14 protein-coding genes are annotated in these 26,648 nt (G+C 39.1%); 4 read left to right on the top strand and 10 right to left on the bottom strand.

The window, feature by feature from the left end; translation table 11 throughout:
* Positions 1–195: 195 nt before the first annotated feature.
* From JIG37_RS10055 to JIG37_RS10020, 8 genes are all read right to left on the bottom strand, one after another.
* Positions 196–4,287, bottom strand: coding sequence for a poly-gamma-glutamate synthase PgsB (locus tag JIG37_RS10055; RefSeq protein ID WP_199529296.1), 4,092 nt, complete (start codon positions 4,285–4,287; stop codon positions 196–198).
* A complete protein-coding gene (locus JIG37_RS10050; protein WP_199529295.1) occupies positions 4,277–8,554 on the bottom strand; it encodes a hypothetical protein in 4,278 nt (1,425 codons plus the stop codon). The genes JIG37_RS10055 and JIG37_RS10050 overlap by 11 nt, the downstream gene beginning before the upstream one ends.
* A complete protein-coding gene (locus JIG37_RS10045) occupies positions 8,539–9,285 on the bottom strand; it encodes a hypothetical protein (RefSeq protein WP_199529294.1) in 747 nt (248 codons plus the stop codon). Before JIG37_RS10045 ends, JIG37_RS10050 begins: the two co-directional genes overlap by 16 nt.
* Positions 9,275–11,539: a hypothetical protein gene (locus JIG37_RS10040; RefSeq protein WP_138616939.1), complete on the bottom strand. Its 2,265-nt coding sequence runs from the start codon at positions 11,537–11,539 to the stop codon at positions 9,275–9,277. The genes JIG37_RS10045 and JIG37_RS10040 overlap by 11 nt, the downstream gene beginning before the upstream one ends.
* Positions 11,526–14,639 carry a poly-gamma-glutamate biosynthesis protein PgsC/CapC gene (locus JIG37_RS10035; protein ID WP_199529293.1) on the bottom strand — a complete coding sequence of 1,038 codons (3,114 nt, stop codon included), beginning with the start codon at positions 14,637–14,639 and terminating at the stop codon, positions 11,526–11,528. The genes JIG37_RS10040 and JIG37_RS10035 overlap by 14 nt, the downstream gene beginning before the upstream one ends.
* Positions 14,639–16,549: a hypothetical protein gene (locus JIG37_RS10030; protein ID WP_199529292.1), complete on the bottom strand. Its 1,911-nt coding sequence runs from the start codon at positions 16,547–16,549 to the stop codon at positions 14,639–14,641. The genes JIG37_RS10035 and JIG37_RS10030 overlap by 1 nt, the downstream gene beginning before the upstream one ends.
* A 9-nt stretch (positions 16,550–16,558) precedes the next feature.
* The gene (locus JIG37_RS10025) at positions 16,559–18,772 is read right to left on the bottom strand and encodes a CapA family protein (protein ID WP_199529291.1); all 2,214 of its coding nucleotides are present in this window, start codon (positions 18,770–18,772) and stop codon (positions 16,559–16,561) included.
* Between the two features lie 327 nt (positions 18,773–19,099).
* Positions 19,100–19,753: an OmpW family outer membrane protein gene (locus JIG37_RS10020; RefSeq protein ID WP_054551769.1), complete on the bottom strand. Its 654-nt coding sequence runs from the start codon at positions 19,751–19,753 to the stop codon at positions 19,100–19,102.
* 233 nt (positions 19,754–19,986) lie between these two features.
* On the opposite strand from JIG37_RS10020, the gene JIG37_RS10015 reads away from it, so the two are divergent.
* Together JIG37_RS10015 and dapE are read left to right on the top strand one after the other, a co-directional pair.
* Positions 19,987–21,405 carry an MATE family efflux transporter gene (locus tag JIG37_RS10015; protein ID WP_054551768.1) on the top strand — a complete coding sequence of 473 codons (1,419 nt, stop codon included), beginning with the start codon at positions 19,987–19,989 and terminating at the stop codon, positions 21,403–21,405.
* A gap of 70 nt (positions 21,406–21,475) precedes the next feature.
* A complete protein-coding gene (gene dapE / locus JIG37_RS10010) occupies positions 21,476–22,654 on the top strand; it encodes a succinyl-diaminopimelate desuccinylase (RefSeq protein ID WP_199529290.1) in 1,179 nt (392 codons plus the stop codon).
* 50 nt (positions 22,655–22,704) lie between these two features.
* Here dapE and JIG37_RS10005 read toward each other — a convergent pair whose 3' ends face one another.
* A complete protein-coding gene (locus JIG37_RS10005; RefSeq protein WP_199529289.1) occupies positions 22,705–24,423 on the bottom strand; it encodes a lysophospholipid acyltransferase family protein in 1,719 nt (572 codons plus the stop codon).
* Positions 24,424–24,546: 123 nt separating this feature from the next.
* On the opposite strand from JIG37_RS10005, the gene JIG37_RS10000 reads away from it, so the two are divergent.
* Complete coding sequence (locus JIG37_RS10000) at positions 24,547–25,467, top strand: glyoxylate/hydroxypyruvate reductase A (RefSeq protein WP_199529288.1); 921 nt, start codon at positions 24,547–24,549, stop codon at positions 25,465–25,467.
* A 97-nt stretch (positions 25,468–25,564) separates the two neighbouring features.
* The gene (locus JIG37_RS22845) at positions 25,565–25,699 is read left to right on the top strand and encodes a hypothetical protein (RefSeq protein ID WP_258535966.1); all 135 of its coding nucleotides are present in this window, start codon (positions 25,565–25,567) and stop codon (positions 25,697–25,699) included.
* A 62-nt stretch (positions 25,700–25,761) separates the two neighbouring features.
* On the opposite strand, the gene smrA is transcribed toward JIG37_RS22845, so the two are convergent.
* Entirely contained in the window at positions 25,762–26,343 is a 582-nt protein-coding gene (gene smrA / locus JIG37_RS09995; RefSeq protein WP_054561916.1) for a DNA endonuclease SmrA, read from the bottom strand.
* Positions 26,344–26,648: the final 305 nt, after the last annotated feature.

Raw genomic sequence — 26,648 nt, 5'->3', positions numbered from 1 at the left:
TTTTACTGCTTTTTGCTGGTGTTTATCAAATAGGGAATAGATCTAAATTTATACTTTTTTAATTTTTCATATTAATCAATTGATTTTTAATAAGAATTTAGTTTGTAGGAAAATTCTGATTTTTCGATGGGAAAATAATAAAAAACGCAAAGCAATCCTTTTGGATTACCCTGCGCTTTTATGCTAGGTTAAAAGTTAATTGGGTTTAGATTTGTTAGCAAACCAGCCTGATTTTTGATTGCGGCTTAATTTGCCTAATATTTTTATCGCCTTTTCTAAGGTAATTCGCTGATCAGCTATATCTTTATAAATTTGATTTGCTCTTTTCTTACGTTTAACAGCTGCTCCTGCATCAAGAAATGACTCAACCACTTGATTTAAATATTGAATAGGCAATGCTTGCTGTTTCTCAATGTTGTCTTCAGAACTATATGCCTCAAGTTTTTCAAGTAGATTAGTGATTTCTGCTTGGCAGAACTCATTCTGCGCCAAGTGCATTTTTTTCAATGTGCTCAAATGTTGTTTTAATGTGGCCACTTCTAACCTATTAAAGGAAACAATCATGTTGAGGTTTGTTAGTGCTGTTCTGAACTCCTTAGCTGTACATTGTTGGTCAAATAGATGTTCAAGAGTATGGTTTATTCGCTGCCACTGCTGCCAAGCGTAAACATAGTTCAAGCCAGCGCCTTTAATGTTTTGCATACCAACAATAACTTGATGGTTATTTACTAAACCTAATTGGGCAATTGACCGCGTTAGTTCATCAGCAGATAAACTACTGTTTTCATGTAACACAACGTTAGATTTTATTGTATTTACAATAACCTCTTTTAGCTTTTCGCTATTGTTAACGATATCTTGCTTAAGCAACTCTAATGTTTGACGTTGTTGATAAACAAATAGATTTTGTAAAATAGCCGATGCTTCGGCCTCATTTGAGTTACCGGTAGCATCTTTCAGAAGAGCGTTAATATTAGATTTCTTAAGCGAGTTGCCGTTTAATTTTATGAGCTTATTAGCAAGAGTTAGATCGTATGCGTCGCTCAACCGAGCAATTAATTGTTCTTCAGTTAAAAAGTTGAACTGAGATAAAAGTTTATTAAATTCTTCTAGATTATTATTTGCAATAATTTTATCTAATCGCTCAATGAGTGCGTTAATAAAGTAGCTATAAAACCCATCAACGTTTGTACCAATTACAACTATTTTATCGAAACGCAAATCGTGACTTAAAATATCTGCAAACACTTTTGAGCGAGCCACACGGTCATTTCGGTTATTGATTAAAGCAATAACCTGTTTTTTGGGGTTGTCATTTAAATCATAGATCCCTAACCGTTGCCAATTCTCTAACGTTGCTAAACGTTCATTTGCTGACATGCTATTAATAAATGATTGTTCTACTTTACCCACTTTAGCTTTTTCAAAATGTTGTAAAACACCAATATCGGGAATGATTCTGGCCGATGTTTCTTTGTAAACATAGTCTTTACTTAAGCCAATATGCTGTGCCATTTTACAAACTAGCGCAATATTAGCTGGATGTTCTTGGTACGGGTATAAAGAACGTATATCGTCTGTAATTTGCAAGCCATCGGCCCAATGCACCTGGATCAAACTTGAGTTCTTCTGCTTGGCATTGACGTCTAAAATAGGTGCCATATTTTGCTCGCTGGTAAATACTAAGCTATTCTCGCCAATAAAGTGACTGGTTTCGTTTGCAACATCGATACCTGTTGGACCGAGTATATCTTCATGGTCTGGGTAGGCATTTGTTATGGTTGAGAAATTGTCTTTCATCCAGTTGCGAAGAATACGCACATAACGTGGTGTGAGCCCCATACATTCCCACAAAAATACGTCTGCTTTTACATTCTTAGCAAAGTGCAAAACATCTCCTTGCTCCCAAATACTGGCTTTATCGAATGGACGAAATAAGGGGATTTCAAACTGCTCACCACTTGCCCTTGCATAAATCATCGTAGCTTCACAGCCCGTTGTTTTACTTACTACTTTTAGACTTAAGCTGCTAAAAAGGGCCGCTTTAAGGCGTTCTGTTCCGGATTTCCCACGTGTTCCCCAGCCGCCAATAGATACAGGAATAAGTGCTCTGTCAGATTGAATCTGACGGCTGATTTTTATATGTCTCGCCCAAAAGTAAGCGATAAAGCTAATGACAAAAAATATTAGCTGACCAATGCTGTTTTGGTAAATTGAGTACGCATACTCTTTAAAGCTTGACCCAATGTTAAAAATAAAGGGTGTAATTGCGAGCTTTTTATAAAGGTTAGCAATACCTGATTCGACAGGGAACGCTACATCAAACAACATTCCATATGGTTGGAAGTCTAGCGTAAAGCCCTTACTGCGAATGTTTTCTAGGTAGTGTTGTTGTTCTACTTCACTACCATTTCGTAACTCATTCAATTTTTCGTAGTTCAATGAAATCCAACAGTATGCATATAAACGCTTAAATAAACTTGTTGGTGGTGAAACTATCAAAATGCCATCAGGGGTATAGGATTTAGCTGGCGCTTTTAAATTATCTTGAGACAAGGTACTTAATAAGAAATCAAGTAATGGCAAGTGTGGTCGTGAGCTAAATTGATGTTCATCAAAACGAGGCTCACCGGGTACTTCTGTCTGGCTTATCTCTGCAACAGTACAACTTGGTACATGCATAAATGCACTAGGCTTTCTGGCCTGTAAATGGTTATAGCTTTGTCTTTTTCCGGTACTAGGGTTCTTAAATTCATGCCATAAGCGCCAGATTCTAAAGCCACGCTTATAACCCAATTGCACCTGCCATGACTTTTTCTTTAGGTTAACATTGAACGCTTCATAATGCTGAGCTTGTTTACTTAGTAGTCGGCCAAGCAAATCTTCATCTACTTCTTTACAGTCAATGGATGTGTCTGAACTTAAGCTCACCTCTAATTGTGCAACTTGTTGCTGATGCATAAAACTGACTAACTGCTCTCGAACACGGCTAATAATACGTTTTACTGCAAGGTTAGTTTTTTCTTCAAGTTGTCGGTTTAATACATTTATAAACGCTTTAAATATTTCTTGAGTGTAGTCATGATTATCATTATCAACTTGAAGGTTAAACATGATCCTCGGAGTGAGTTCAAGTAATAGACGTTGTTCTGCAAAGTTATCAGTTTCCTCAAGGAGTTGTTGCCATAACTTAAAGCCTAATTGCTGTTCACTAAAGCGCGGGTCTGATAACTGTTTAATTAATGTTAGTCTTACAGCTGGGCTGTTTTCAAGTTGCATCCGCTCATTGAGTAAATCGGTTACACATGACCAAGGCAAAACGGAACATTGCTCTATAACACTTTGACGAACACGAGGGTAAGCATGTTTAGCAAGTAAAAAAATCAGTTTACGGTTTGCCTCATTTAAGGAAAACTGTTTGCAGATGATTTTGGCAAATGAAGTAATTAAAAATAACTGCTGGCGATCTACTTTGCCGTTTTTATCAACGTCCAGATCAATATGAGAGCGCATAAAGTAGCGAGTAAAAGTGGGTCTAAGATTAATTAGTATTTCTAAAATATCGACTTTTGCTGCGTGTGGTGTTGTTGGCTTCTCTAATGACTGTAGTAAGTTTTCAACTAAATCTGCATTAAACTCAGGATCTTCGACATATTCATTAAGCAAATTTACCTGATTAGCTAACGCTCTAAATAATGAGTTTCGTGTTGCTTCATTGTCTGTTTTTTCTAGTAGGTTTAAAAAGAAGCCTTCTAAATCGAGCCTTAACCATGACTGAGCCATGTCATTTTGGTGATTACGTAAATAACGGTTTGTTAAATCACCGAGCTTTCCTATCAAAAACTTTAATGATTGCTCAAGTTCAGAGGTTTTATCTTGGTAACGATTAATCATTGCCCCTTCATCAAACCAACGCTGAAAAGCATCTTGATCCTTTTGCAGTTGCAACTCACTTGCCCCTAATGTTTTTGCATAATCAAGGATATGAAATTGCCTCTCGGCTTTTAATTCCGCATGACTCAAACGCTCAACAAAGCGACGATGATCGCCATCAAGTTTGGTTAATTGGTTTTGCAGCTTATCAATTTTGTGAGTTAAAAAAGCAATAGCTTGAAGTAACAACCAATCATCTTCGTCATTATCATCTGGCTGGTTCTTTATAAGCTCCCACTCACTTAATTCGTTAACGAGTTGCTTATACTTTTGGCGATAAAGGTCTAACCAAAAATTGGCTATATCGGCAAATAGTAGAGACTCAAGGCGCTCTTTTAAAACTTTACTGCTCATAGTCACTCAGCTCTAACAAATGGTTAAGTTGAAGTGTTGGAAAAATAATTTCATCGTGTGCATAGGGAGCAAAGCCCGTATGCAAGTTATTGCCAGATGAAAACTCAACACTAATATTGTGGTTATTCCAAACCCAATCTTGTTGCCAGCTTACTTTAAGCCAGCCTTGTGAGAAGCCCCCTAAGTCAATCTGCTTTTGCCATGCAAAGCGAGAGATATATTGCCATGTGGCAGTAGCACGATGTTCATCAGCGAAGCGGTAATAACTATCTAGCCCCACCTGGAGAATATGGCCTTCATAATATTGATTCCAACTAGAGTTAAAACGTAAATAATCCAAGCTGCTCCAATCATCATTAGAACCGGAAGAAACACCAAAATTAAGGTAGTTATCGACCCAGGGTTGATATCTATATTGGTAGAGCCCTAACCAACCAGATGAATGATTTTCTCTGTAAAAATTAAAAATACCTGAGTTAAGCTTATCATCAGCGAGGTAGTCAGCTAAATCAGCGCTGCTGTAGCGAACATAAGGAGTTATTTGCCATTGATGGCGATGCACTGAGTCTTGTCGCCATATTTGGCCAATACTAATGCTGGCATCAATCGCGTATTGACTATCAAATTGCTCTCGGCTCATTTGCCAGCGACTATTAATTTGGCTATCAATATACCAAGGCGTTGTTTCATCCTCCCAAGAGTAATATCCATTTAAATTAATAATATCAGTTTGCGTATCACTGAATGAGTAATATCCCTCTAACTGATACCATTGATTATCATCATTTATCCGAATTCTAGCGCCAATATCAGTTTCTTCGCGGGTGGGAATATCTTCAGCGCTTTGAAAAATTTGCTGTTGATCATAACGAGCAAAAACTTGCCAGTTGAGTTCATCTGCGTGTAGTTCTGTTTGCTCCTTAACGATTTCTACTTTTTCAGGCGCTTGATAGGTGATCAACTCTGGCAGGGCAGCTTTAGTCTGCGAGTAAGCAGAAATTTTATTGTTATGCTCGCTTAACTGCCAACTGTATAGGCGGACATATTCCAATTTTTCAGCTTTAACTTCGATTTTTCCTGCAGGATGAAAAAAGCGACGTTCTGTTCGTCTTTGTTCGTCGATTTCTTCCAACTTGATCAGCCTGTCGGCCGATAAAGTTGCTATTAGCGGTGTGTCCGGTATTACCGTGTAGAATAATAACTTGGTTGGTAGCTCTAAGTGCTGCCATTTTCCGGCTAGATATTGTTCAGCTTCTATTGTTAAGTATTGCGATAGGTAAGGGTTGAGCCATCTAATACTGATTATGTTGTTATCTAGCTCTTGCTTAGTAAAAGTAAATGGCACACTTTGTTGTTGTGAAACTGACCAGGTTTTCAGTTCATTAGCTAAGCGAAGTGAAACATTTGCGACATTGTCTCGTGCTAACTCTGCAGTAGAGAAGTGAAATTTAAAACGGATTTGTTGTCCAGCAGTTTGAGCTAGATCAATATGCAAAGTATGGAATGGTCGTAACTGTAACCCTTGCTCTGACGCAGACTGGGTGTTAAGCAAGGTAAAACGATCAGCAAAGCTACTTTGTGCAGGAGCTTGCATTTTAAATAGTCGAGTTCCAGCATAATCTAGCATGCTTTCAATAGGTTGCCACTGACCAAAACTTTCAATTCTATTCTGAATGAAGGTCGATCTAGCTGTTGCTGGTAAGGTCTCTAGACGTTGCAGTAGCTGAGTGTATTGATTGTCGTTTAAACGCCTTTTGCTTAATTGGTATAAGCCATTAATTAATAAGTCATACTGTGATGCGGTAGGTGAATAAACTAATGACATAAAGTCTATTGCAGTCAGGTTATTGGCAGCATCAGACTGGTAGTCAAATTGAGAAACTAAATCATTAGGGAGCAGGCTTACATCAAGATATGTCATATGATCAGCGCTCAAAGTCAGAGTTTCTCCGACTTGCAAGCTTATAATTAAGGTTGCCGATATAGATGCTAGTTGCTGATTATCTATAAACTGAATATTTGCTGGAATATCACTAAAAATTGGCATCAATTTATGCTGATATTGGCTATCGGCTTTTAGCCAAGCCGTTTGATATTCACCATTTTGTTTCGCAGCTACCCGAGCTTTGATCGCTAAATGAATAGGGTGCGTAGCAGTAAATTTCCACGGTTTCTTATCACTTAGCACGGTATTTTGTATTTTGCCTTGTCCATCAATAAGTCCAGCTTGCTCTGCTGTTACTAAGTGATATAAAGGGTCATTTTGTTTAGTATTTGAAACCAAACTTTGAAAATTTAGTGCTGCGAAACTTGGTTCTGCGATGTTTTGCTGATCAGACTGATGAGCTAGCCACGTCGCTAAACGATTTTTCTGCTGTTTAACAGCAAGCCTGATCAAGATTTTTCTACAATTGGAAATTGACGATAAATTACCAGCGCACAAGGCAAATAGTTTGTAGTCTTGATGCTGCTCTTGGTAAATTTTAATCAACTCTAAACTTGCAAAATGCTGCAATTGAGCCTGTTTTGCACTTTTGTATAAACCTTCTAGATAGCTATTTGCTAAATGGAATTGTTTTTGCTGCCTCAAAATATCAATTCTTGCTTGCCATGCTTTTTCCGCAACTTGATGGTTACTATGCTGGCTTAGCTTTTTCAAAAAGCGAAGGGCATCCAATGGCGCAGATTTTGCTAAATCATTAGCAGTCATTAGCAACTGTTCCCAATCTGTTATGTTTAATTGCTGCTGTGCGGGTGTATAAGGTTCAATTGAAGCTAAATAGTCCGCATGCTGCTTGTGCAAGTAGTTTTTAATAATCAGCTCTGTGGTAGGGCTCTTTGCACTTAACTTGTTCGGCTGCTGGTAGAGTACTTCATCCATGGGGATATCAGCTAGAGTTCTTGCGTATAGTGCAAAATCAATATGTTCCGTTGTGTTTTTAAGTGCTTGTATAGAAAGTGATTTTTCTTTTAAAGGCACAGAGAGTGTTAATGTTTGAAAGTGTTCTGTCGCTTTCAGGTTAACTAGCCAGCTTTGCTCACCTGCGGTGAATTTTAATTGTGTGTCATTGTTACTTTTTGCAATTAGGGTAAGCCAAGGCGTAGCTCGTTCTTTTACCGTTAAGTCAAACACTTGTGCAGATTGAGACAGAGCTGTTAAAAGTCTAGTCTGATGATTGATACGAGGGTAAAAATGATGATCGACTAAACGCAGCTCAGCAAGCTCGGTGATGGTTTCACTTTTACTTTCTACAGGCAATTGGTTTCGATAGCTGCCAACAAGTTGTGAGTCGATGCTCATCATCGAAAGCAAGTTATAGTATCGCTTTACGTTAAGCGGGTCATTTTCAGAAAAAACAGTGTTACTTAACGGCCCCAACGAGTGCTCTTGGTAAATTGATTTTAAATGATCATTGGCAGTATTTAGCCAATATGGCATTAGTTGCTTTTCTTGTTCTTTTGCGGCTGCACCATCATCATAAATTGCGCGGTGGCTTTGCTCTATTTTAACCAGTGAATTTGTTGCGCTTTTAATGGTTAGGTATTGGCCTGCGTCGATAGCCAAATAATCTGAGTTAACTAAACCAACATTCTTATCTGAATATTCAACAGCGAGACTATTAATCGTATTCACTTTTGCTGTTAAAACGTTATCAACATAGGCGTACACAACACCGTTTCGATCAGGAAGTTGCATATTCTGCCTAACAGATAGCTTTAATTTTTTTGCTGCAGGAAAAAACAGCGTAACTTCTTCATCTTTTTGCAGTTGATAATAACGCTCATTGCCTTGCTGTGTGGTCAATAAAACAGATGGTTTTGCTAGCTTGAGTGCACGCCGAAAACTATCTCTTTTTGCTTGATAGTGACCGACAAGAGCCCTAAAGCTAGCGCTTTCGTCAAGGTGATTCTGAATGGCAATTATACGATTATGGCCTGTTGCCGGAAGCTGGCATCGTTTCGAATTACAAAGTAGATCCCGATGAACTTGTAAACGCTGCTGAATGTATTGTGTGTTTCCGGCGCTGATAATAAATTGATTTAATAAATCGGGATTTATCTCAAGCCAATGGCCTTCTGGTAGCCATAAATACTGATGCTGCTTGGCATCAAATTGCAACTCTTGAGTAGACGTTAAAGGGGCCAGTTTTGGCGTTGTTTGTAACCAAATAGGGGGCTCAAGAACCGCATGCTCAGGCTTAGCAGCATACACCATGTTGATGCTGAATAATGTAAAAGTGACTAAGGCTATTATGATATAAGGCATTGGCTAAACTGCTTTAAAAGTTGGCTATTAGTTATTAAACGCTCACGCATTTGACGGCTTAACTCGATATGAAAAAACTGGCTATTAACAGGCGCCATGTCGGTAAGTATATTTTTTGTCCCTCCGAGCTCAAAAACATCACGACCAAATAGCATAACATTAGAGCCTACTTGATTATTTAAACATTCAGATATTTTTACAGTTGCTTTTGACGGTGTTTTAGAGCCATTGCTAACAATGATATCTGCATTACGCCCTTGTAAAGTTTTTCGCTTTTCCTTTGCAAACCCATGTACCTGATAAATAGAAAAAGACTCTACAGTCTTAGCATAGGCAAGAATAAATGCATTCGCACTACTAACTTTGTATTTGCCAAAATCGAGTTTATTATTACTTTGATCAAGGGTATTTCTATGTTTTGAATTTGTGAGTAACACCTGACATTCAGCAAACACTGCCTTGGCTATTTTTAGCGTGTGTTTATCAAAATAGCGATGAGGTGCATAAGCAATACAGTTATTACCAGTCTTCTTATAATGAATCTCGCCACCGGAGGTAATTGTTTTTTTTGCTTTAAAAACACCATCCTTGTAATTGAAGTGTGTTAGTTCAGTGTTCGGTTTTAATAGCCAAGCATGAAAATCTTCTTTTAAATCATGCAAGCTAGTTTCCTCGGCACTGCATGCCGCCATAAAAGTGCAAAAAACCAGTAACATAGCATTAATTTTCATTATTCCACCACCTTACTTTTTGCTCTTGAGCAGGGTATTCATCGAGAATAGACAGCCAGATTGTTTCTGATGACTCGATTGTTATTGAGTGTAAAGTATCTATATCACTTGATACTAAGTGCGTGACACTTGGATAGCTATTCAGTCGGCTATTCTTTGGGTGAATCAAAAAAGCATTAATTAGTTCAGATGGATAAAGCTGATATTTTTGCTTTTTAATACTGTATTCGCTTGTGAGTCCTGACTTGTATTTTGCTCTTTGTTTGACACTAAGCTCAACGGGAGCCTTATTATTTGATTTAGCAACTTTGAAAACAAGACTAATAGGGCGCTGATACTTATCAAATCTGAGTGTTAGAGGAGTCTTTTTATTTAGTTGGTACAGGCGTTGTTTAACCCAAGGCCGATTACCATACCAATTTTGATACATTGAGCGAGAACTGTCTTGGATTTGCTGTAGTTGTGAAACAGATAAATCCGCCATATTAGCTTCTTTAGCACTATTACCCTTTAAACGATAAATTAGGCTGTTATCTTCAGAGTTAATATACGGCGTATAATTATTCTTATTATAAATACCGTAGTTAAAAACCTGAGCGGGTTGTTTAGGTAAATAGTACTTATTGGGGCTTAGTGTTAGTGCTACATTTGAAATTGGTAGCTGATCAAATAGTTCCCTAGATTGATAGTATGTGACTTGTGGATCTAACTCTGCTGGTGGCGTGAAAGTCCGAATATTCGAAAAGTGCCCCATCAATGTAAGTTCATAATGATTATTGGCGCGCTGTTCATACCACGCAGCGATATCATGAAAGTTTGTAGTTGATTCTGTCACCAAGCCGTGAGTTAAGGTTCTTTGGTAGTTAAAATCAGCAAAGCGGGATTTCAGACGAACATAGACATCTTTATCTGCCTTGACTTCGACTCGCCTTGCATTCTTTGGCGAGCGCAAATAGTAAGTTACTAACATACCAACATCTTGACGTTGCGTGTTTTCGGCAATCAAACGATCAAACTCTGAAGCTTGTCCTTTCAATGTCACAGAATAGCTCTCGATTTGCTCGTTACTTTCATCAAACAAGGTGACATTTAGTTGGCTTGTCTCAAGAGCTCGAACTTCAATATTTAAATGGCTTTGCGATTCAATATCAAAACTGACAGAGGATTGGCTGTTAGCCAAGTAACTGCCTGAGTAACTAGTTAAGATTGCATTACCAGATAATGTTCGCCATTGCGTTAATAAATTATCTTCGCTGCAGATTGTGACTAAGCCCGGATTAAGAGGCTCAGTTTGATAACTATTAGCTTCGTCTATTGCACTAAAGTTTACAGGTAAAGGAGGGGAAAACTGTAGTTTGTCATACCAAATTAACGAAGGAAGCAGCCCTTGTTTGTCTGTTTTGAATATCAGGCTATCGGTTTCCTCTAAGCGAATACTCGCGCAAAGACCCGGTTTCGTGAAATAAGAGCCTAGATCATGTTGCTGTTCACTAAAGTCATATGTGACTACATTGTAGGGTAAACTTTCATACAATATGTCTGATTTAAAATCTATGTCAGGAATTCCCTGTGGTGCAATCTTTTGCCACCAAAAGGCCATCGCATTTCTAATCTCTCCATCAGTTAAAGTATTTTCTCCCATAGTAAGGTAATCAGTTGCTCGTCTGCGTCTTTCTAAAGGACGCTTTAGCCAGCTGTTAAGCGGATCAATACTTTGCTCAGGAGTTTTAGCGTGGACCCTAACAACCACACCCTGTAGGTTAGTTTGTTCAGGAATAAGGGTTAAATCTAGGCTCGCAGCATTAGGGTAATCTTTAATAGGTAAATAAAAAGATTGACCAGATGCGACGTTCAATGATTGTTTGTTTTCAATTATTTGTTTTACTTGTTGCTCTTGCGAGTTTGTAACCAATTTAGATGCATGATGGTAAACCTTGTCTAAAATGACATCTCCTTCTTGATCATATAGCACATATTTAATTGCATAATTAACCGGTTGATCAAGTACAACTGACTGATCAAACACGGCATTTGATAAAATGCGTAGTGAGTGAGTACGTTGATTTGAAAACGTAAACTGTAGTGGCTTTTGACTACTAAGCCACTGAACATTTGAACGTGTTTCTTGACTAGTACGCGCATCAATGGGTTCAGCGGAGTTGATCCATACCATTATGTTTCGTGAGAAATAAAAAAGTGCCACTAAAGCAATTGTGATTGCTAAAATAGCAAGTAGGCGTTTAATTAAGTACATATGCGCCTCCAGCCATAATGCTATTAAATAAGCTCAGATCAATAAGCTGGTTATTGGTTGGATTGTAGATTGCCACAATATCGTTATTGTACTTAATCATAAGCGCGTACTTGTCTGCATTTTCCAGCTTAATGGTGTGTAAAGAGCAATCTTTAATTTGCTCGCAGAAACCGCTTAATGATGTTAAACGCTGATGAGCTATATAGTTTTTAACGAGAGTTTGAATTCGTTGCTTTTCTTTAGTCGAGATTGCTTGCCAGTTTAGTGGCGACAAGGTAGCCAGATTTATAGTTTTTACCTTTGTATTGGTAGATATTGCTAATAATCGTTGCAATACGCTGTTTTGGTCGATTGAAAATTGTTCTTTAAAGTCTGATGCCAGCCATAATGTTGCCAGCTCACTATTGCTATTAAATTGTTGGTATCCTGATTGAGGTGAGCTGCCTATTTCAAGACCTCGCGTTGATTTTTGTCCTGATACTACTTGATATTCAACCCCTAAGTTATTCAGTTTTCCGTCGATTTGTTTCATTAGTGGCGAGGCCACATCGCTGATGCGCGTAGCTGAGAATGCAATTGCATTTGGGCGTACCCATGACGGCGCGCTATGGCTGCGGATTTGAATGTGTAAACTAGGCTGATTAGCTGTAAAGCGCAAATAGCTTTGATGAATAACATTAAATAAAGAGTCAATATTATCAGCCCCAAGTACATTAGCTTTAGGGTGCGCATAAGGGTGAGCCCCCGCAATTAATAAATTGGCAGTGTTTGCCTCGGAGAATAATTCAGCTGCAAAACTCAGCGTATTACTTTCAAATAAAGGCCTTGGTACACTGAGTGTGATAGCTTCATGAGCAGTCAATTTAAAAGCGTAAAGGCCTTGTCCTTGTGAGCGTGCTTCATTATTTTTAAGTGGGCTTAACAATAGATATCGACCACTGCTATTGTTGATTAGTTGCAATTGATAGTTAAGTAGTTCGGTTGTGCCATTGATTTGCTTTAACTGATTAAGCTTGTCTTCTGTCAGTGGGGCATTACCTATCTGTGTAATTAATTTATAGAGTGGCTTTAAAACTTCATACTCCCACAGCGCTATTTGGCTTTCTGATAGAGGTTGATACTCAAAACTACCTTTTTTACTAATTTGATAAGCAAACTCGTCAACAATAGTATTTATTTCTTCATTGATAACGCTAATTTGGGGGGTATTGTACTTATAGTTATCGCGATAAATGTTAGCCAAAATATTAGTATAGTTAGCACTATCTAAAAATAGTTCAAGCATAGAGCCCGAGTAATTCGCTGTTGGCAAACTGCTTTGTGTTGCTGCACCAAAATAAGTTGCCTCACTGCCTACAAATTGGTGAATGTCTCTTTGGCTAATTGAAGTTGGTAGTTGGTTATATATCCAATATTGGCTGTCGAATTTATTAGAAGGCTTTTCAACTAGTGCTGCCGTGAAGCGATTAGCTTCTCGAATTTGTAAGATTTCGTCACTTTGTAGTGCGTCAATGAAAGCTTGATAATAAAAGCTTTGTTGATCTTCCGTTGCAATCGTCTTTTGTGGCGTTTTAGCAGTGCCAAATAACATTGCTTTATTATTCATATGTTGAAAAATCAAGCTTGCAGAGTCACTCGCTAGACTTTCTGTAATTGGATAGGGAATAGTTATCAACAAAGGAGACTTTGGCGTTTTATTAAAAATAAATAGCCCTCTTTGCTGACTTTCGTAGGTATCTACCAAGTAAACATATTGCTCATCACTTTCAAGCGAAAAACCCAGCTCGCTAAATAAATAACCAAACTTTGCTATGGGTTGCTTGTTCTCAAGTGATTGATTTAACTGGTAAACAGCATGCTTAAAATCATTAATTGCTTGATTAGCTTTATAACTACTGACTGTTACTTTATCTGTCCGAGTTGTGTATAAGTAGCTCTTATATTGGCTTACTTGTTGATTTAAGGTGATGACATGTGGATTGTCGATATCTGAATGTACATCCTGATTAGACAGCAAAGAGGGCACTAACATCACTAAGAAACCTACAGTAATAGCGAAAATACCGCCAATTACCGAAGTTTGAAATGTTGCTCTGATTACTAATCCAAGCGCATTCTTTTGATATATTTTTAGTGCCAGTAGAGTTGCAAGCATGTAGCCAAATGCAAATGTGTCTGTCACTTTGAGCGTAGGAAAATACCAAACAACGACATAATTCAGTATTAACTTATAGACAAAGCCTATAGTGAAGAAGAACATTAATAGTCTGGCACCCTCAATGTTCGCATGTCTTAGCCGAGTAAAATGCACCAATGAGCTACCAATTATTAAAATAACGGCCGTTTCTATAAAAGAAGTTAAAAGCTTTGAAGGCTGAGTTAATTGCAGTGCAAGTAATGCCGGTAGCATTATTCCATTGAACTCCCAGCCGTACTTTATATTTGCTCTAGAAGCAATAAATGCAGTGATGACTAGTATGATATATGCTTTTGGTGCCGCGATGATTGAAGCGGCAACGGCTTCGTACATAATGCCCAAATTAGCAATACTAAAATTAGTAAAAGGCATTAAGACAAAACGAACTAGCAAGAAAGTGATAAGTAATTGAATGAAAGTTACTTTAAGCCCGTACTTAAACCCTCCGTTCCACATCACGTTCGCTGTTAGTGCGATAATAATAAGGCCTAAAGAATAAAGCTGAGATGCATAATCAAAAGTAATATCCCATTGGCTTAACTGAGCGGCAATTAAAGGCCAAAACAATGTGTCCATGCAGACACGCACAAGAATACTAAGCAAGATTATGGCGAAAAAGCGATCCCGCCCAAACATTTCTCCATAGCCAAACTTTTCCATCATATAATGAGCACTAAAGCGCATTAATGCATAAACAACGATTGCCTCGATAATAATAACCGCAGCTGAGGTTGGGCTAATAATCAGTAAAGGGACTAGGTAGCCTGGTACAACAAGCCCCGTCAGAGGGAAACCAAAACGCAAATTTAACAAGCAGACGACCGCAGTACCTACCCATACGGTAGTAATAACAGACTGGCCTAAGCCTGTGCCTGCAGGAAAAAGCGCGAGTACAAAGTCCATTAACTTTGGTCCTCTTTAGTGGCTTCTTGCTCGTCTATGACAGCATGGTTATCAATAAATTCAAATAAGATACCTGATACTTGAAATGGTTCGCCTGAGGCAGTTTGCGAACTGTCGGTGTTCAGTGCTTTAATACTTAGCGTATAGTTTCGGTTATTAAGTTTGGCAGGTAAACTTATCTCAGCTTTGTTTAACGTCACATAACGAAGTTTGCCCTTGGCAACCTCAGTATCCAGTTTGCAACAGCGGCATAATAGATCTAATGCAGTCATCTCAAAGACAGCAATTTGATGTTGTTTTGCAAATTGCTCTAATGCGGCATTCGTCTGAATAACTTGGCCAAATAAGTTAAACAAAATATTAGCAGAACGAGTGTGGCTGAATACCATTTCTAAAGTTGTCATTTTTTGCTCCATTTCATCAATAGAGCGCTTAACTCGCTGGCTCGTAGGCTCATGCAGTCTCAAGTTAAGTAGTTGGTTAATTAGAGTTTTATTTTTTCTCTCAGTGGCTTTAAAAATATGGTAATGGAATAGCAATTCAGCGACTTGAGCAGCAAATCTATTAACATTCTTTTCAAAGGCTTGTTGATTGAACTGCGTATTTGGGATCACTGAAAGTGCCCAGAAACCGCGTACATCACCGGCATAAACAAGCGGTACCATAAATTCAATTTCATTCGCACTAACATGCTTAAAAAAAGGTCGAGTTATTTGCACTATCCCCAATGACTTTAACGCATTACTGTAGGGCGTTCGTTGATAATCTCTGCGCATTTCTTGTATGTCATCTAAATTACAATTCATTGCACGAATTTCTACAACTCGGTGATCATCTTCTTTGCGAGCAAGGAAAATTGATTTCTCTAAGTCTAATTGTTGACTAATTAACTGAATAATAGGGTCCCAAGGCGAAGCTTGATCTATAAAGCTTTGTGGTATGAAGCGTCCCATCATCTTTTGTTGGATATTATTAACCACAACATTAAGCTCTGCATCCTCTGTTACTTTGCGGACAACTAGGATCCAGAGAAGGGTGATAAAGGTAAGTATAATGTACTGGCCTATTGGGATATAAATCTGCATTGATTCAACGAAAAAATAACCAATTGTGCACCAGACAAAAATACTCATGAAGGCAATGAAAAATGAGTAAAAGAGTGATAGTTTCTGAAAACTAAAAAGCAGAACCACCACTAAAATTAATTCAATAACAATAGAGTAGGTTGGTTTTAGCAGTGTTACTACAGTGTTCTTATCAATACTGTCAGCCATGTAAGCCGTGAGTAATAGTGGGTCATGTAAGCCGTTAAGTTTTGGCGCGTGTATTTGCACGTTAAATGAGGAAGCTTTTTGACCCACAATGATGACTTTATTTTCTAATTGTTCACTCATAACATCAAAGTTAAGCACTCTTTGAGCACTAAATTTTGGTAAAGCGGCCACGGCGAGCTTAAAGTCAATCAAGGCTATTTGATTATTCTCATAATCAAATATTTCTTGCCAAATACTTATGCAATTCAAACCCTCTTGAGAAGGAATTTGAATCTGATAGGTTGCCCAAGCAATTACATGAGGGACACAATAGCTTTTGTTTGAGTACGGATAGAATACATTGTCTATCGGTAAGGACTGCAAAGGTTCATCGGCTAAGACAATAATCGCTTTTGGTTTATAATCATGAAGTTTACTTACCAGCTGCTGGTGATTATTGCTCAAATTATCACTGTTGACTAATACGATATTAGTTTGCTGTGTTTGACCTAATGGCTCAAGTGCTTGGTATAAAAAAGCATTACTTGCCTGAAATAGGTTCAGTAAATTGCTGAACATTACAATCGCAAATAAGCTAACTGTTAACCAAAACGCACGTTGGTGCCTCAATCGTAACAATTGTTGAAATACAGCCACTGCTCCTCCTTAGTCAAGTAAAGTGAAAGTGAGCTTTATACTCGTATCATTACTTGCAGAGACTTTTAAAAAGTCAAATCCATGCATTTTACTGGTTTGCCATTGCTTATTTTCAAGACTGATTGGGTTTTGCCAAGTGATCATCGCGATATTGTCTAAGCGCGTTATTGCTTCGCCATTACTTGGCGCATATTGTCTAAATTGAAGCTTAATACCACGAGGCGGTAAGTTTTTTGGGCCAAGGGTAAAGTCGTCAGAAGGTAAGCTGAAATCATGGCTAAATACTTGCCACGAGTTATCACCTCCGTTGCTGATAACAACTTCATTTTCCGAAAAAGTAAGATCATCAATTTCGGTTGTATAAGTCAACAAGCTTTCTAGCTTGCCACCATTCTCAGATTGTAAGTAGCCATATAATGAGAAATCTTTACTCAATAATGGCGCCCCATTTTCGTCAATCAATTCCATCACTCGCATAGTGTGTCTAAAAGGAATGATTGAAGGGGTATTGTCAAACTCATCGCGGCTAGAGCAAAGAGCTTGAATCCCAGCGTAGGGTTTATCGGTGCAAGGAAAAACGCTATCACTAGTATGATCCCAGCGACTTACCTCAAAAGCTTCTGAGTCGTTATCCCAGTCTTCGAAATCGCCGAATACCATGATGTCTCGGCCTAAAATGCTATTGCTAAGCTCACCACTAGTCACTTCAATATTAGACAAGTATGCAGCGGATGATGGTGCATATTGACGTAAGTCAATTATGTCACTGCTGCTATCGAGTGTAACGGTCACTTGTGAAGTACGCTTTGTTGCTTGGTCTTTAGAGAAATATACTTCAGCATAATTGTCACGCGGTATTAACGTTACCGAGTCATCTGAGAACTCTGCTAGACGGCGCACTAAATAGTTACTTAAAAAGCCAGTGGTAAAACGAGGCTTGTAGTCTTCAATGTAAATAGGGTAAGCAAAGGCACGATTTACTGTTTGTGTGTCTGCGTTTAGGTCAATCATCACCGCAACACCTAATAGAGTGTCTAATCTAGGTTGATCAAACACAAAGTTACCTAAGCCGAGTACTGCAGGAATATCATTATAAACAGCAAAACCCTGAGCAACGTGAGGGTGATGAGCTATTAATAAATCAGTATTTTGCGAAGAAAGAGCTTGGAACCGACCGTCTATATAACTTGTTGGCGAGTAACTATATTCATCTCCGCCATGCATTTGTGCAATTATAAAATTATTAGTATCAAGAGCTTGTAGAGTATCATTTACTGCATTTGCATTGGTAAGATCTGCCGCTCCTCCTTTACTCTGCTCTGCAACATAATTAAATTCATGCTCATCTCCAGTGATAGAGGTTGCAGCAAAGAGTGTTAAGTTAATGTCCCCAAGACTAGCATTCACGGGTGCAAGAGCGTCAGTGTCATTTATTCCAGCACCACTGTGTAAGAACCCCGCATTTGCAACTTCTATAAGTGTGTCTTCAAGACCCGATTGTAAATAGTCATACACATGGTTATTACCGAGCCCCAAATAATCAACGCCTATGGCTGAAAGTCCTTGGAGTGAATCAGGTAAAGAAAAAAAGCTAAACTCTTTTGTTGGATGAACGGTACTAGGGTTGCTTGTTACTGGTGATTCAAAGTTAACGGAAGCAAAGTCTGCATTTAAAAATAGCTCAGCAACATCGGCAGTAATTGCAACACTATCTGCCCCAGCTGTTTCAGGGCGAATAAGTGCATTTTTAACATCGGGGATATTTGTTCCCATAGTCGATAAGCTTGGATCTAAATAACGGCGTCCAAACATAGTATCTCCAGCAAAAATCAGGCTTTTACTGTTTTGAGCTTTTGTTTCTAATTGTACTTGAGAAGTTGCATAATTTGGTTGATTAACGATAACCCCTGCTTTTGCAAAGTAACCGTTTTGTTGCACCATTAAGGCATGGTTACCATAAGGCAAATCGCTAATGTTAACTTTGCCATCGGCATCTGATGTGTAGCTTTGTCCTGCGACTTTTATGACAACATTGCTTAAATTGGCTTTACTCTCATCCACCACTGATAGGGATAAATCAGCCTTACCAGCAAGTAAAGTTTCTCTAGCACTGATGGAATCTTGCTTTTGCTCTTGCGGCTTATCTTCATCAGGGTCTTTCACTTTACATGCTGTTAAGGTTAAACATGAAATTATAAGTAAATAGTTGATAATCTTTTTCAAAAGGCAAGCCTCGTTATCATTTTTTTTACATTGTATAGGTCAATATTATTATTGCTATATTGTATCTTTGTTGGTTATCGGGAACAATAACCGCTGGCTCTGAAAATTCAGATATTTCTTAGTCCCTTGAAATTTAGCAAAATAAATACGTCTTAAATTGAAGTTTAGCTCAAAAAAATGTTTTTTTTCAAAAATATAATTTGTTCACTAGGGTTTAACAAATATGATGCCAGAGTTAAAGAATAAATTTGTAATCGACTAAATGAAGATGAAAAAAAAGGCCATTAAATGGCCTTTTTGTGCGTATGGGCTTTCACAAAATGAAAGTTAGAATTTGTATTTAACACCGAACATAGCAACAACTGGGTCAATTTCTACCGTCGAAGTTAATGCCTTTGCGCCGTCAGCATAAACTGTTGCGTCTGTATCGATGTCGATTAGTGAAACCATGCCATGTAGGCCCCAGTTTTCACTCATCATGTAGTTAAAACCAGCTTGAGCTGCAAAGCCAAATGAATCATCTAGTTTCACTTCTACATCGTCAGTACCTAATGTTGCTTTTAAAGCCGCAGAAGGTTTCTCATCAAAGAAGGTTGTATAGTTAATACCTACACCCACAAAAGGACGGAACTTATAAGTTGAGTCTAAGAAGTGGTACTGGGCGATTAGTGATGGTGGTAATTGTTTAATATCGGCAATTTTATTGCCCGCTAAGCCACCAGTTCCTTGAACATCATGGCTAAATGGTGTCGCTGCAACTAATTCAAGAACCCAGTTGTCATTAAAAGAGTAATCAATCGTAATACCTAATTGGGTATTGTCATCGCCACGAAGTCCTAACGTTGGCGCTTCATTGATTTTTGAGCTGTCGTTATCAGGGTTTACATTAATTGCACCTACATTCACGCTTAAGTTTGCGTTTGCAACAGGAGAGAGTGCTAATAGTGAAGTAAGTAATGCAATGCTTAATTTAGTTTTCATGTTGTTCTCCGCGAACTACTTGTCTTATTTGGTTGAGGCTATTATTACTAAGTTGCAGCGGACAAAACCTGTTCTAGATCAAAGTTTCAAAAATGTTTGAACTAGGTGAAGCCATTTTTTGATTTAGATTAAGTTTTTAAATGGGAAGATCAAAAAAAGATTGACTCTTATTGACTCTATATTCAGTTGCGGCTGGTAAACTAACGGTGTTATTTGCTTATTAGGTGTTTTGCATGGCTGATCCTCAGCACTTATTTCTTCATGGCTCGATTTCAAAAGCGCTACTTAAATTAGGTATCCCGATCATCTTAATCAATATTTTGCAGTCGGCTTATCAACTGACCGATGCATTTTGGGTAGGCCGCTTAGGGGCAGAGCAAGTAGCTGCCGTTTCTGTCAGTATGCCGGTCACTTTTTTAGTGATTGCTATTGGCTCTGGGTTGGCAATGGCGGGCGCTATTTTATCCGCTCAATACATGGGAGCGGGTCAGCAAGATAAGGTTAATCACGTTGCTGCCCAAACTATGTTAATGGTGACAATTACCGCAACCATACTTGGCTTAATAGGCTATATGCTTTCACCATATTTTTTGACTTTATTAGGTGTTGAAGATCAAGTGTTTGGTGATGCCCTTAAATTTATGCATGTATCTTTTATCGGCGTTGTGTTTGTATTTATTTATGCCATGTTTCAAGCATTAATGCGTGGTATAGGGCAAACAAAGGTGCCGCTCTATATTGTAAGCGGTACTGTGTTACTCAATTTTGTGCTTGACCCCTTACTGATTTTTGGTTTTGGTGACTTTTCGGGTTTTGGCGTAATGGGCGCTGCATTAGCCACACTTATCACGCAAAGTTTAGCGGCTGCAATCGGGGTATGGGTGTTTTTGCGAGGGCGTCACGGCATTCAACTTAAACTCTCTAGTTTTAAACCAGACTGGCAGTATATGAAGCAAGCCTTCTTTTTAGGAGCGCCTGGCTCGGTTGAACTCTCTGCGCGAGCCTTTGGTTTAATTATTATGTCGTTTTTGGTAGCTAGCTTTGGTACGCACACGATTGCCTCTTATGGTGTTGGATCTAATATTTTACAAATGGTGATGATCCCGGCAATGGGTCTTTCAATGGCTGTTTCGACTTTGGTTGGTCAAAACATGGGGGCGGGAAATCCACAGCGTGCAGCACAAATAACACGATTAGCCTCACTTTGGGGACTGCTGGGCCTGACAATAGTGGGTGTTGTTGCTTATCTGTTTGCTGAATACTTGGTGGCTTTTTTCATTCCTGATGATGAGTCTGTGATAGCGGGTGGTGCAGAGTTCATTCGGGTTATGTGCTTAACTTGGGGCGGAATAGGCGTGCAGCTTTGTGTAGTCGCTGCATTTAGGGCTTCAGGCAACATGCTAAATGCGATGGTTGTGTCACTGCTTTCACAATGTGTTATTCAATTTCCTGCCGCGTATATTTTGTCTAAGCATACCTCTCTTGGACCGCAGGGAATTTGGTATTCGTTTGCTATTACGAATGTACTTGTGGCGATTATTACTTATCTTTGGTTCGCAGCTGGTCGTTGGCAACGAACACAATTAACCAAAGAAGACAAAGACATTGCCAAGGTAACTCAAGAAACCCTTATTGAAGAAGGAAATCATTAATTTAAGTTTCACACTGCGGTCATAATCTCTCGTTGTAATAACCTAAGCTTTCTAACTGATTAGGGTTATTATGAGTTTGATATCAAATGCAGAGTTAGTAACGCACCAGTCGGTGCAATCTGAGGTGGTTGAAACATTACAAACCTTGCTCCGATTTAAATCGGTAACGCCCGCTCAAGCAGGTGCAATTGATTGGCTTGAAGGTAACTTAAGCCAGCTCGGCTTTGATTGTGAGGTATTTAGCTTTAATCATGTTACTAATTTAATTGCTAAAATCACCTTTGGTGAAGGCCCTATCGTTGCTTTTTCTGGCCATATTGATGTGGTCCCTGCTGCAGAAGGTGATTGGCGAGTTGATCCTTTTAGTGGCGAGATAGTCGATGGCAGTGTCTATGGCCGTGGCGCAGCAGATATGAAAGGCGGTGTTGCTGCGATGCTTTGCGCAACAAAACGTTTTTTAGCGCAAAATAGCAATAAACGCGGCACATTTTACTGGTTAATAACCTCAGATGAAGAGGGCGAAGCTGAATACGGATCCTTATTAATTGCTGAGCGTCTAGCCAAACAAGGTGTTGTGCTAGATGGTTGCCTAGTTGGCGAGCCGACGAGTCATCAGCATGTGGGTGATACCATTAAAAATGGCAGGCGAGGCGCTTTGTCTGCTCGATTATCTATTCAAGGTAAAGCAGGGCATGTTGCTTATCCAGAAAACACCATAAACGCTGCACATTTAAGTGCAGAGGTCGTAAAGCGCTTAACGGCAATTAGCTGGCACAAAGATGAAACAAGCTCGGCAACAACACTGCAAGTAACCGGCATTAATATAGCCAATGTGGTCGATAATCTTGTGCCTGCTCAATGTGAGATCACGTTTAACGTACGTTATAGTCATGGCTACAAAAGTAAAGACGTTAAAGAAGAAATTCAGTTTGCATTGGCAGATTTAGCCTCGCGGCTAACGCTTGTTTGGGAGCGTCCGTGCGAATCATTTTATACCTTGCATCAGGCGAGCAATTGCTTGTTGCAGCAGCTTGAACAAGCCGTGCATGAAGTAACAGGCAGCTTCCCTATGCTTAGTACCAGTGGTGGCACATCAGATGGTCGCTTTTTTGCCAATGAGCACACGCAAGTGATTGAATGTGGCGTGCGAAACCATACCATTCATCAAGTTAATGAGCATGTTCCTATCGCAGATTTAAAAACTATTGAGAAAATATACTTAGCTGCGCTTAGGAATATCTTTAATTAAAAAGAAAAAGTCGGCGAATATGCCGACTTTTTTAAGCTATTTTATAACGACTATTCGCGTGGCTGCCCTAAGTATCGTTTGGCTTTACTCGCTTTTACTTTATCTAAGTCGACAAGCACTAATCCATCAATGCAATTATTGAACTCAGGGTCGATGCTAAAACTTAAAAACTGTACGCCTCCTGGCTCGCAAAGCTCTGTGTATTGTTTGAATAAGGTTGGGACTTGCGCACCAATATTGGCAAGCACATGCTTAAGTTCAACAAAATCTTCTTTAATATCATCCCCAGCAAATAACTGAGCACATTGTTCTTTTTGTGATTCGGTATGGCGATATTCATTATTGGGGATAGCTAACACTTTTTTAGCACCATAATAATGCTGGTAATAGTGAACCAATAGCGATTTAGCTTGCTCGGGGAGCGCGTTAGATACGCTAACTGCGCCAAACAAATAGCGGTATTGCGGGTACCGGTTCACAAATGCGCCAATGCCAAACCACAAATAGTCTAGGCTCTTTCTACCCCAGTATTTGGGTTGCACAAAGCTGCGACCGAGCTCAATGCCCTTTTCAAAATACGGCGCCATATCATCGCTGTAGCTAAATAGGCTGTCAGTATATAAACCTTTGCGGCCATGTTTTTCTATAATGTCTTGTGCGCAGGCAAGTCGGTATGCGCCAACTAGTTCAAGTTGTTTAGCATCCCACAGTACAAGGTGTTGATAATCCATGTCGTATTTATCTATATCTCGGCGTTTGCCACTGCCTTCACCGACTGCCCGAAACGCAATTTCACGTAGTCGTCCTAGTTCACGGAAAATTGGTGAGCTACCACAGTATTGATATAAGTAAATTTTCATACCATCAGAGGTCTCACCTAATAACTCACACTCTTCAATGGCTTTTTTAAGGTCTTTCGTTGCTTCTGGACTGGCAATAGGGGTTTGCGTTTTTAACGGCAGAGGTTTTTTTGTGATAAGTCGATACAACTGCTTTCTTATCAGCTGAGCTATTTCTTTATCTTTTAAATTCTCGATTAAATATGACTCAGGTGGGATGGACGCGCCAATTTCAAACTCTAATGATTTTTGTCGTTGTTTAAACATCTCTTTGACTAATAACAAACTGGCTAAGGGTTTGTAGATCATTGAGGTGCCGTAGAATAACGGGCTGTTTTTCGCTTTAATGTAAATTGGCAAAATAGGTGCGTTGGCTTTCTTTGCCATACGTAAAAAGCCAGTATTCCATTTACAGTCTTTAATGCCCGTTGGACTTAAGCGTGACACCTCACCTGCAGGAAAGATTAATAACGCACCGTCTGATTTTAAATGCTTTTGGATATTAGCAAGTTCTTTCTTTTTACTTGTACCAGAGAGGTTATCAACGGGAAGGAGTAACGAGTGCATCGGAGTGATTGACATCAGCATGCGGTTTGCAACGACTTTTAAGTCGGGGCGCACACTTGATAAGACTTTTATCAGCGCTAATGCATCAAGAGAGCCGATAGGGTGGTTAGCGACAATAACGACATTACCTTCACTAGGAATATGTTCCATTTGCTTTGGCTTGTAGCGCGTGTCAAAGTCTAGCTCATCAAGTACTTGCTCTACAAACTCAAGTCCTTGTAAATGTGGGTATGCATCACCAAAGGCAACAAACTCTTGCTCATGTAATAAATAACCCAGACCTTTCTTTACTAAGCCTTTTACTTTTGGTGAATTTTCTAACTGTGGTAAATTTGCTTCTATTACTTTATCAACACTGATCATACAAACCTCAAACATAAACGCATTCAGCGATGAGGTTAGGGTAAGAGTTCGCTGTGACAGTTAGGTTGCAGTTGTGTGACTTTTTAAAGAGCGCTTCGAGTACGAGGCAAAATGGAGAAGACAATGATTTTACTTGTAGCTGTAACAGGCCGAGATTGCAGCCAATTAATTGCCCGATTACAAGCGTTATTACCAGAGGTTGACGTGCAGCTTTGGTCTGAATGCACCGACTACGAAGCTGTAGAGTTTGTACTGGCTTGGAATGCCCCTGCTGACTTATGGCCTAAGCTGGCAAATTTAAAAGCGGTTTCTTCATTTGGGGCTGGCGTTGATAGCATCGACTTAACGAAGATAGCGGCGCACGTCCCCGTTGTTAGAATTGTTGATGATAATCTTGCAAATGATATGGCAGAGTACGTGTTGACCCATGTGTTGGCACACAAGCTGAGACTCAAAGAATATTATTTAAAACAATCAGCCAGTACTTGGAAGCCAAAGCGAGCGTATTCACACCAACATGTGGGTATTTTGGGTTATGGTGAACTCGGTAAAGCCAGTGCTAAGCGTTTACTCGCAAATGGCTTTAAAGTGAGTGCTTGGTCTAATAGTGAAAAACACGATGCTGAAGTAAGTACCTATTACAAACAGCAGGGGTTAGATGACATGCTTGGTCAAATTGATTATCTCGTGTGCTTGCTGCCACTTAACCAACACACTAAGGGTATCATTAACAAATCACTGCTAAGTAAATTGCAAAATCATGCGGTGCTTATTAATGTTGCCAGAGGCAAGCATGTTGTCGATGAAGACTTGCTTGAAGCACTTGATAGTGAGCAATTACGCAGCGCTACCCTTGATGTGTTCAGCGAAGAGCCTTTACCTAAGGTGCATCCTTATTGGTCTCATGAAAAGGTGACCTTAACACCTCACTGTGCTGCATTGTCAGATTTAGAGACTGTGACGCTGCAAATTGCGGGTAATGTCAAAAGATTAATTGAAGGTGAAAATCTAATAAATCAGGTTGATAGAACAAAAGGTTATTGACACATTACAAATTAGTTTAATATACACCTTGTTAACATCTGTAACTTTGCTATTCTGTTGTTGCTCAATAAAAAAACAATAACAAAAAAGAGGCGTTATGAAATCTAATCAAGGTGGAGCTAAATTTAGTCTAGTCGTAGTGTCAGTAATCGTTCTTGGTGTTTCAGCGTGGTTTAATCAAGCGAATGCATCAGAGCAGCCAGCTCAGGCTATTGAAGTAAGCCAATCATAACCAACCAATCACAGTTAATATGTGCAGCATGTTTTTATGCTGCACTTCAATCACTTATTCTATTAACTTCTTTTTGAATGGATTTCTCTGTTCTCGTGTTTCTTCTCGTCTGACTTTTTAATCATCACATACGTCGCACCGCTACCACCATGATGCTTAAGGGCGCTATGAAAGGCTAAAACCGCTGGAATTTCTTGCAGCCACTTATTGGTATAGCTCTTTAAAATACCCGGCTGTGATTTATTTTTAATACCAATACCATGGCGAATTAGTACGACACGAATATTTCGTTTATGGCAGTCATCAATAAAATTAAAAAGCGTACTGCGCGCTCGTTGAAGAGGCTGACCATGCAAATCAAGCGTGGCATCGAGTTGATATTTAGCTAAGCGCAGATTTTTATATACTTGGCCTTGTACGCCATCTTTTTTAAATGCCAATATGGCATGAGGATCTAATAGCTCAACGAATTCAGTACGTAAATAGTTTTCATCAATTGCTAAATCGCACTCAGCAGCTTTACGTTTTTCTTGTTGCGCTAAAGAAGGGCCCTGTTTCGTAGAATCAAATTGAACAGTGTCATGTTTAAGAGGTTTTACGTCTTCCATTGATGAGAGAAATAAGTCGAAGTCGTTTAATGACATAAGGTACCTCCAAATTAATTATACCCAAACCACCTCAAGGTGCGAGTTTCAGTTGGAATTAAAAGCGATTTAGGCAAGGCATTGATTGCAAATAATAGTGGTTCTATTGTTAAAATCAATAACGCAGTATAAATCGCTTTTAAACCAACCCTCTGGGCGTTTCACAGGCACTTACTCTCATCGTTGTTACTTCTTAAAAGGGGCCACCATTCTTGCAAAGTAACGCCTTGATATTAAGCACCTGTGAAACGCTGAATTCTGCATCTTGAGGTGGCTTGGGTATATATACGCCATTAATGGTATCT

This window comes from Pseudoalteromonas sp. bablab_jr010 (genome assembly GCF_016464105.1).
In the GTDB taxonomy this organism is placed as follows: domain Bacteria; phylum Pseudomonadota; class Gammaproteobacteria; order Enterobacterales; family Alteromonadaceae; genus Pseudoalteromonas; species Pseudoalteromonas simplex.
Note: the sequence above shows the minus strand (reverse complement) of the source record. Positions and strands in the feature narration are given on the sequence as shown.

Coding starts and splice junctions, on each gene's coding strand:
- dapE (WP_199529290.1), top strand. CDS start 21,476: ATGAGTTTGATATCAAATGCAGAGTTAGTAACGCACCAGTCGGTGCAA.
- smrA (WP_054561916.1), bottom strand. CDS start 26,343: ATGTCATTAAACGACTTCGACTTATTTCTCTCATCAATGGAAGACGTA.
- JIG37_RS10000 (WP_199529288.1), top strand. CDS start 24,547: ATGATTTTACTTGTAGCTGTAACAGGCCGAGATTGCAGCCAATTAATT.
- JIG37_RS10040 (WP_138616939.1), bottom strand. CDS start 11,539: ATGTACTTAATTAAACGCCTACTTGCTATTTTAGCAATCACAATTGCT.
- JIG37_RS10035 (WP_199529293.1), bottom strand. CDS start 14,639: ATGGACTTTGTACTCGCGCTTTTTCCTGCAGGCACAGGCTTAGGCCAG.
- JIG37_RS10020 (WP_054551769.1), bottom strand. CDS start 19,753: ATGAAAACTAAATTAAGCATTGCATTACTTACTTCACTATTAGCACTC.
- JIG37_RS10015 (WP_054551768.1), top strand. CDS start 19,987: ATGGCTGATCCTCAGCACTTATTTCTTCATGGCTCGATTTCAAAAGCG.
- JIG37_RS10005 (WP_199529289.1), bottom strand. CDS start 24,423: ATGATCAGTGTTGATAAAGTAATAGAAGCAAATTTACCACAGTTAGAA.
- JIG37_RS10050 (WP_199529295.1), bottom strand. CDS start 8,554: ATGCCTTATATCATAATAGCCTTAGTCACTTTTACATTATTCAGCATC.
- JIG37_RS10055 (WP_199529296.1), bottom strand. CDS start 4,287: ATGAGCAGTAAAGTTTTAAAAGAGCGCCTTGAGTCTCTACTATTTGCC.
- JIG37_RS22845 (WP_258535966.1), top strand. CDS start 25,565: ATGAAATCTAATCAAGGTGGAGCTAAATTTAGTCTAGTCGTAGTGTCA.
- JIG37_RS10045 (WP_199529294.1), bottom strand. CDS start 9,285: ATGAAAATTAATGCTATGTTACTGGTTTTTTGCACTTTTATGGCGGCA.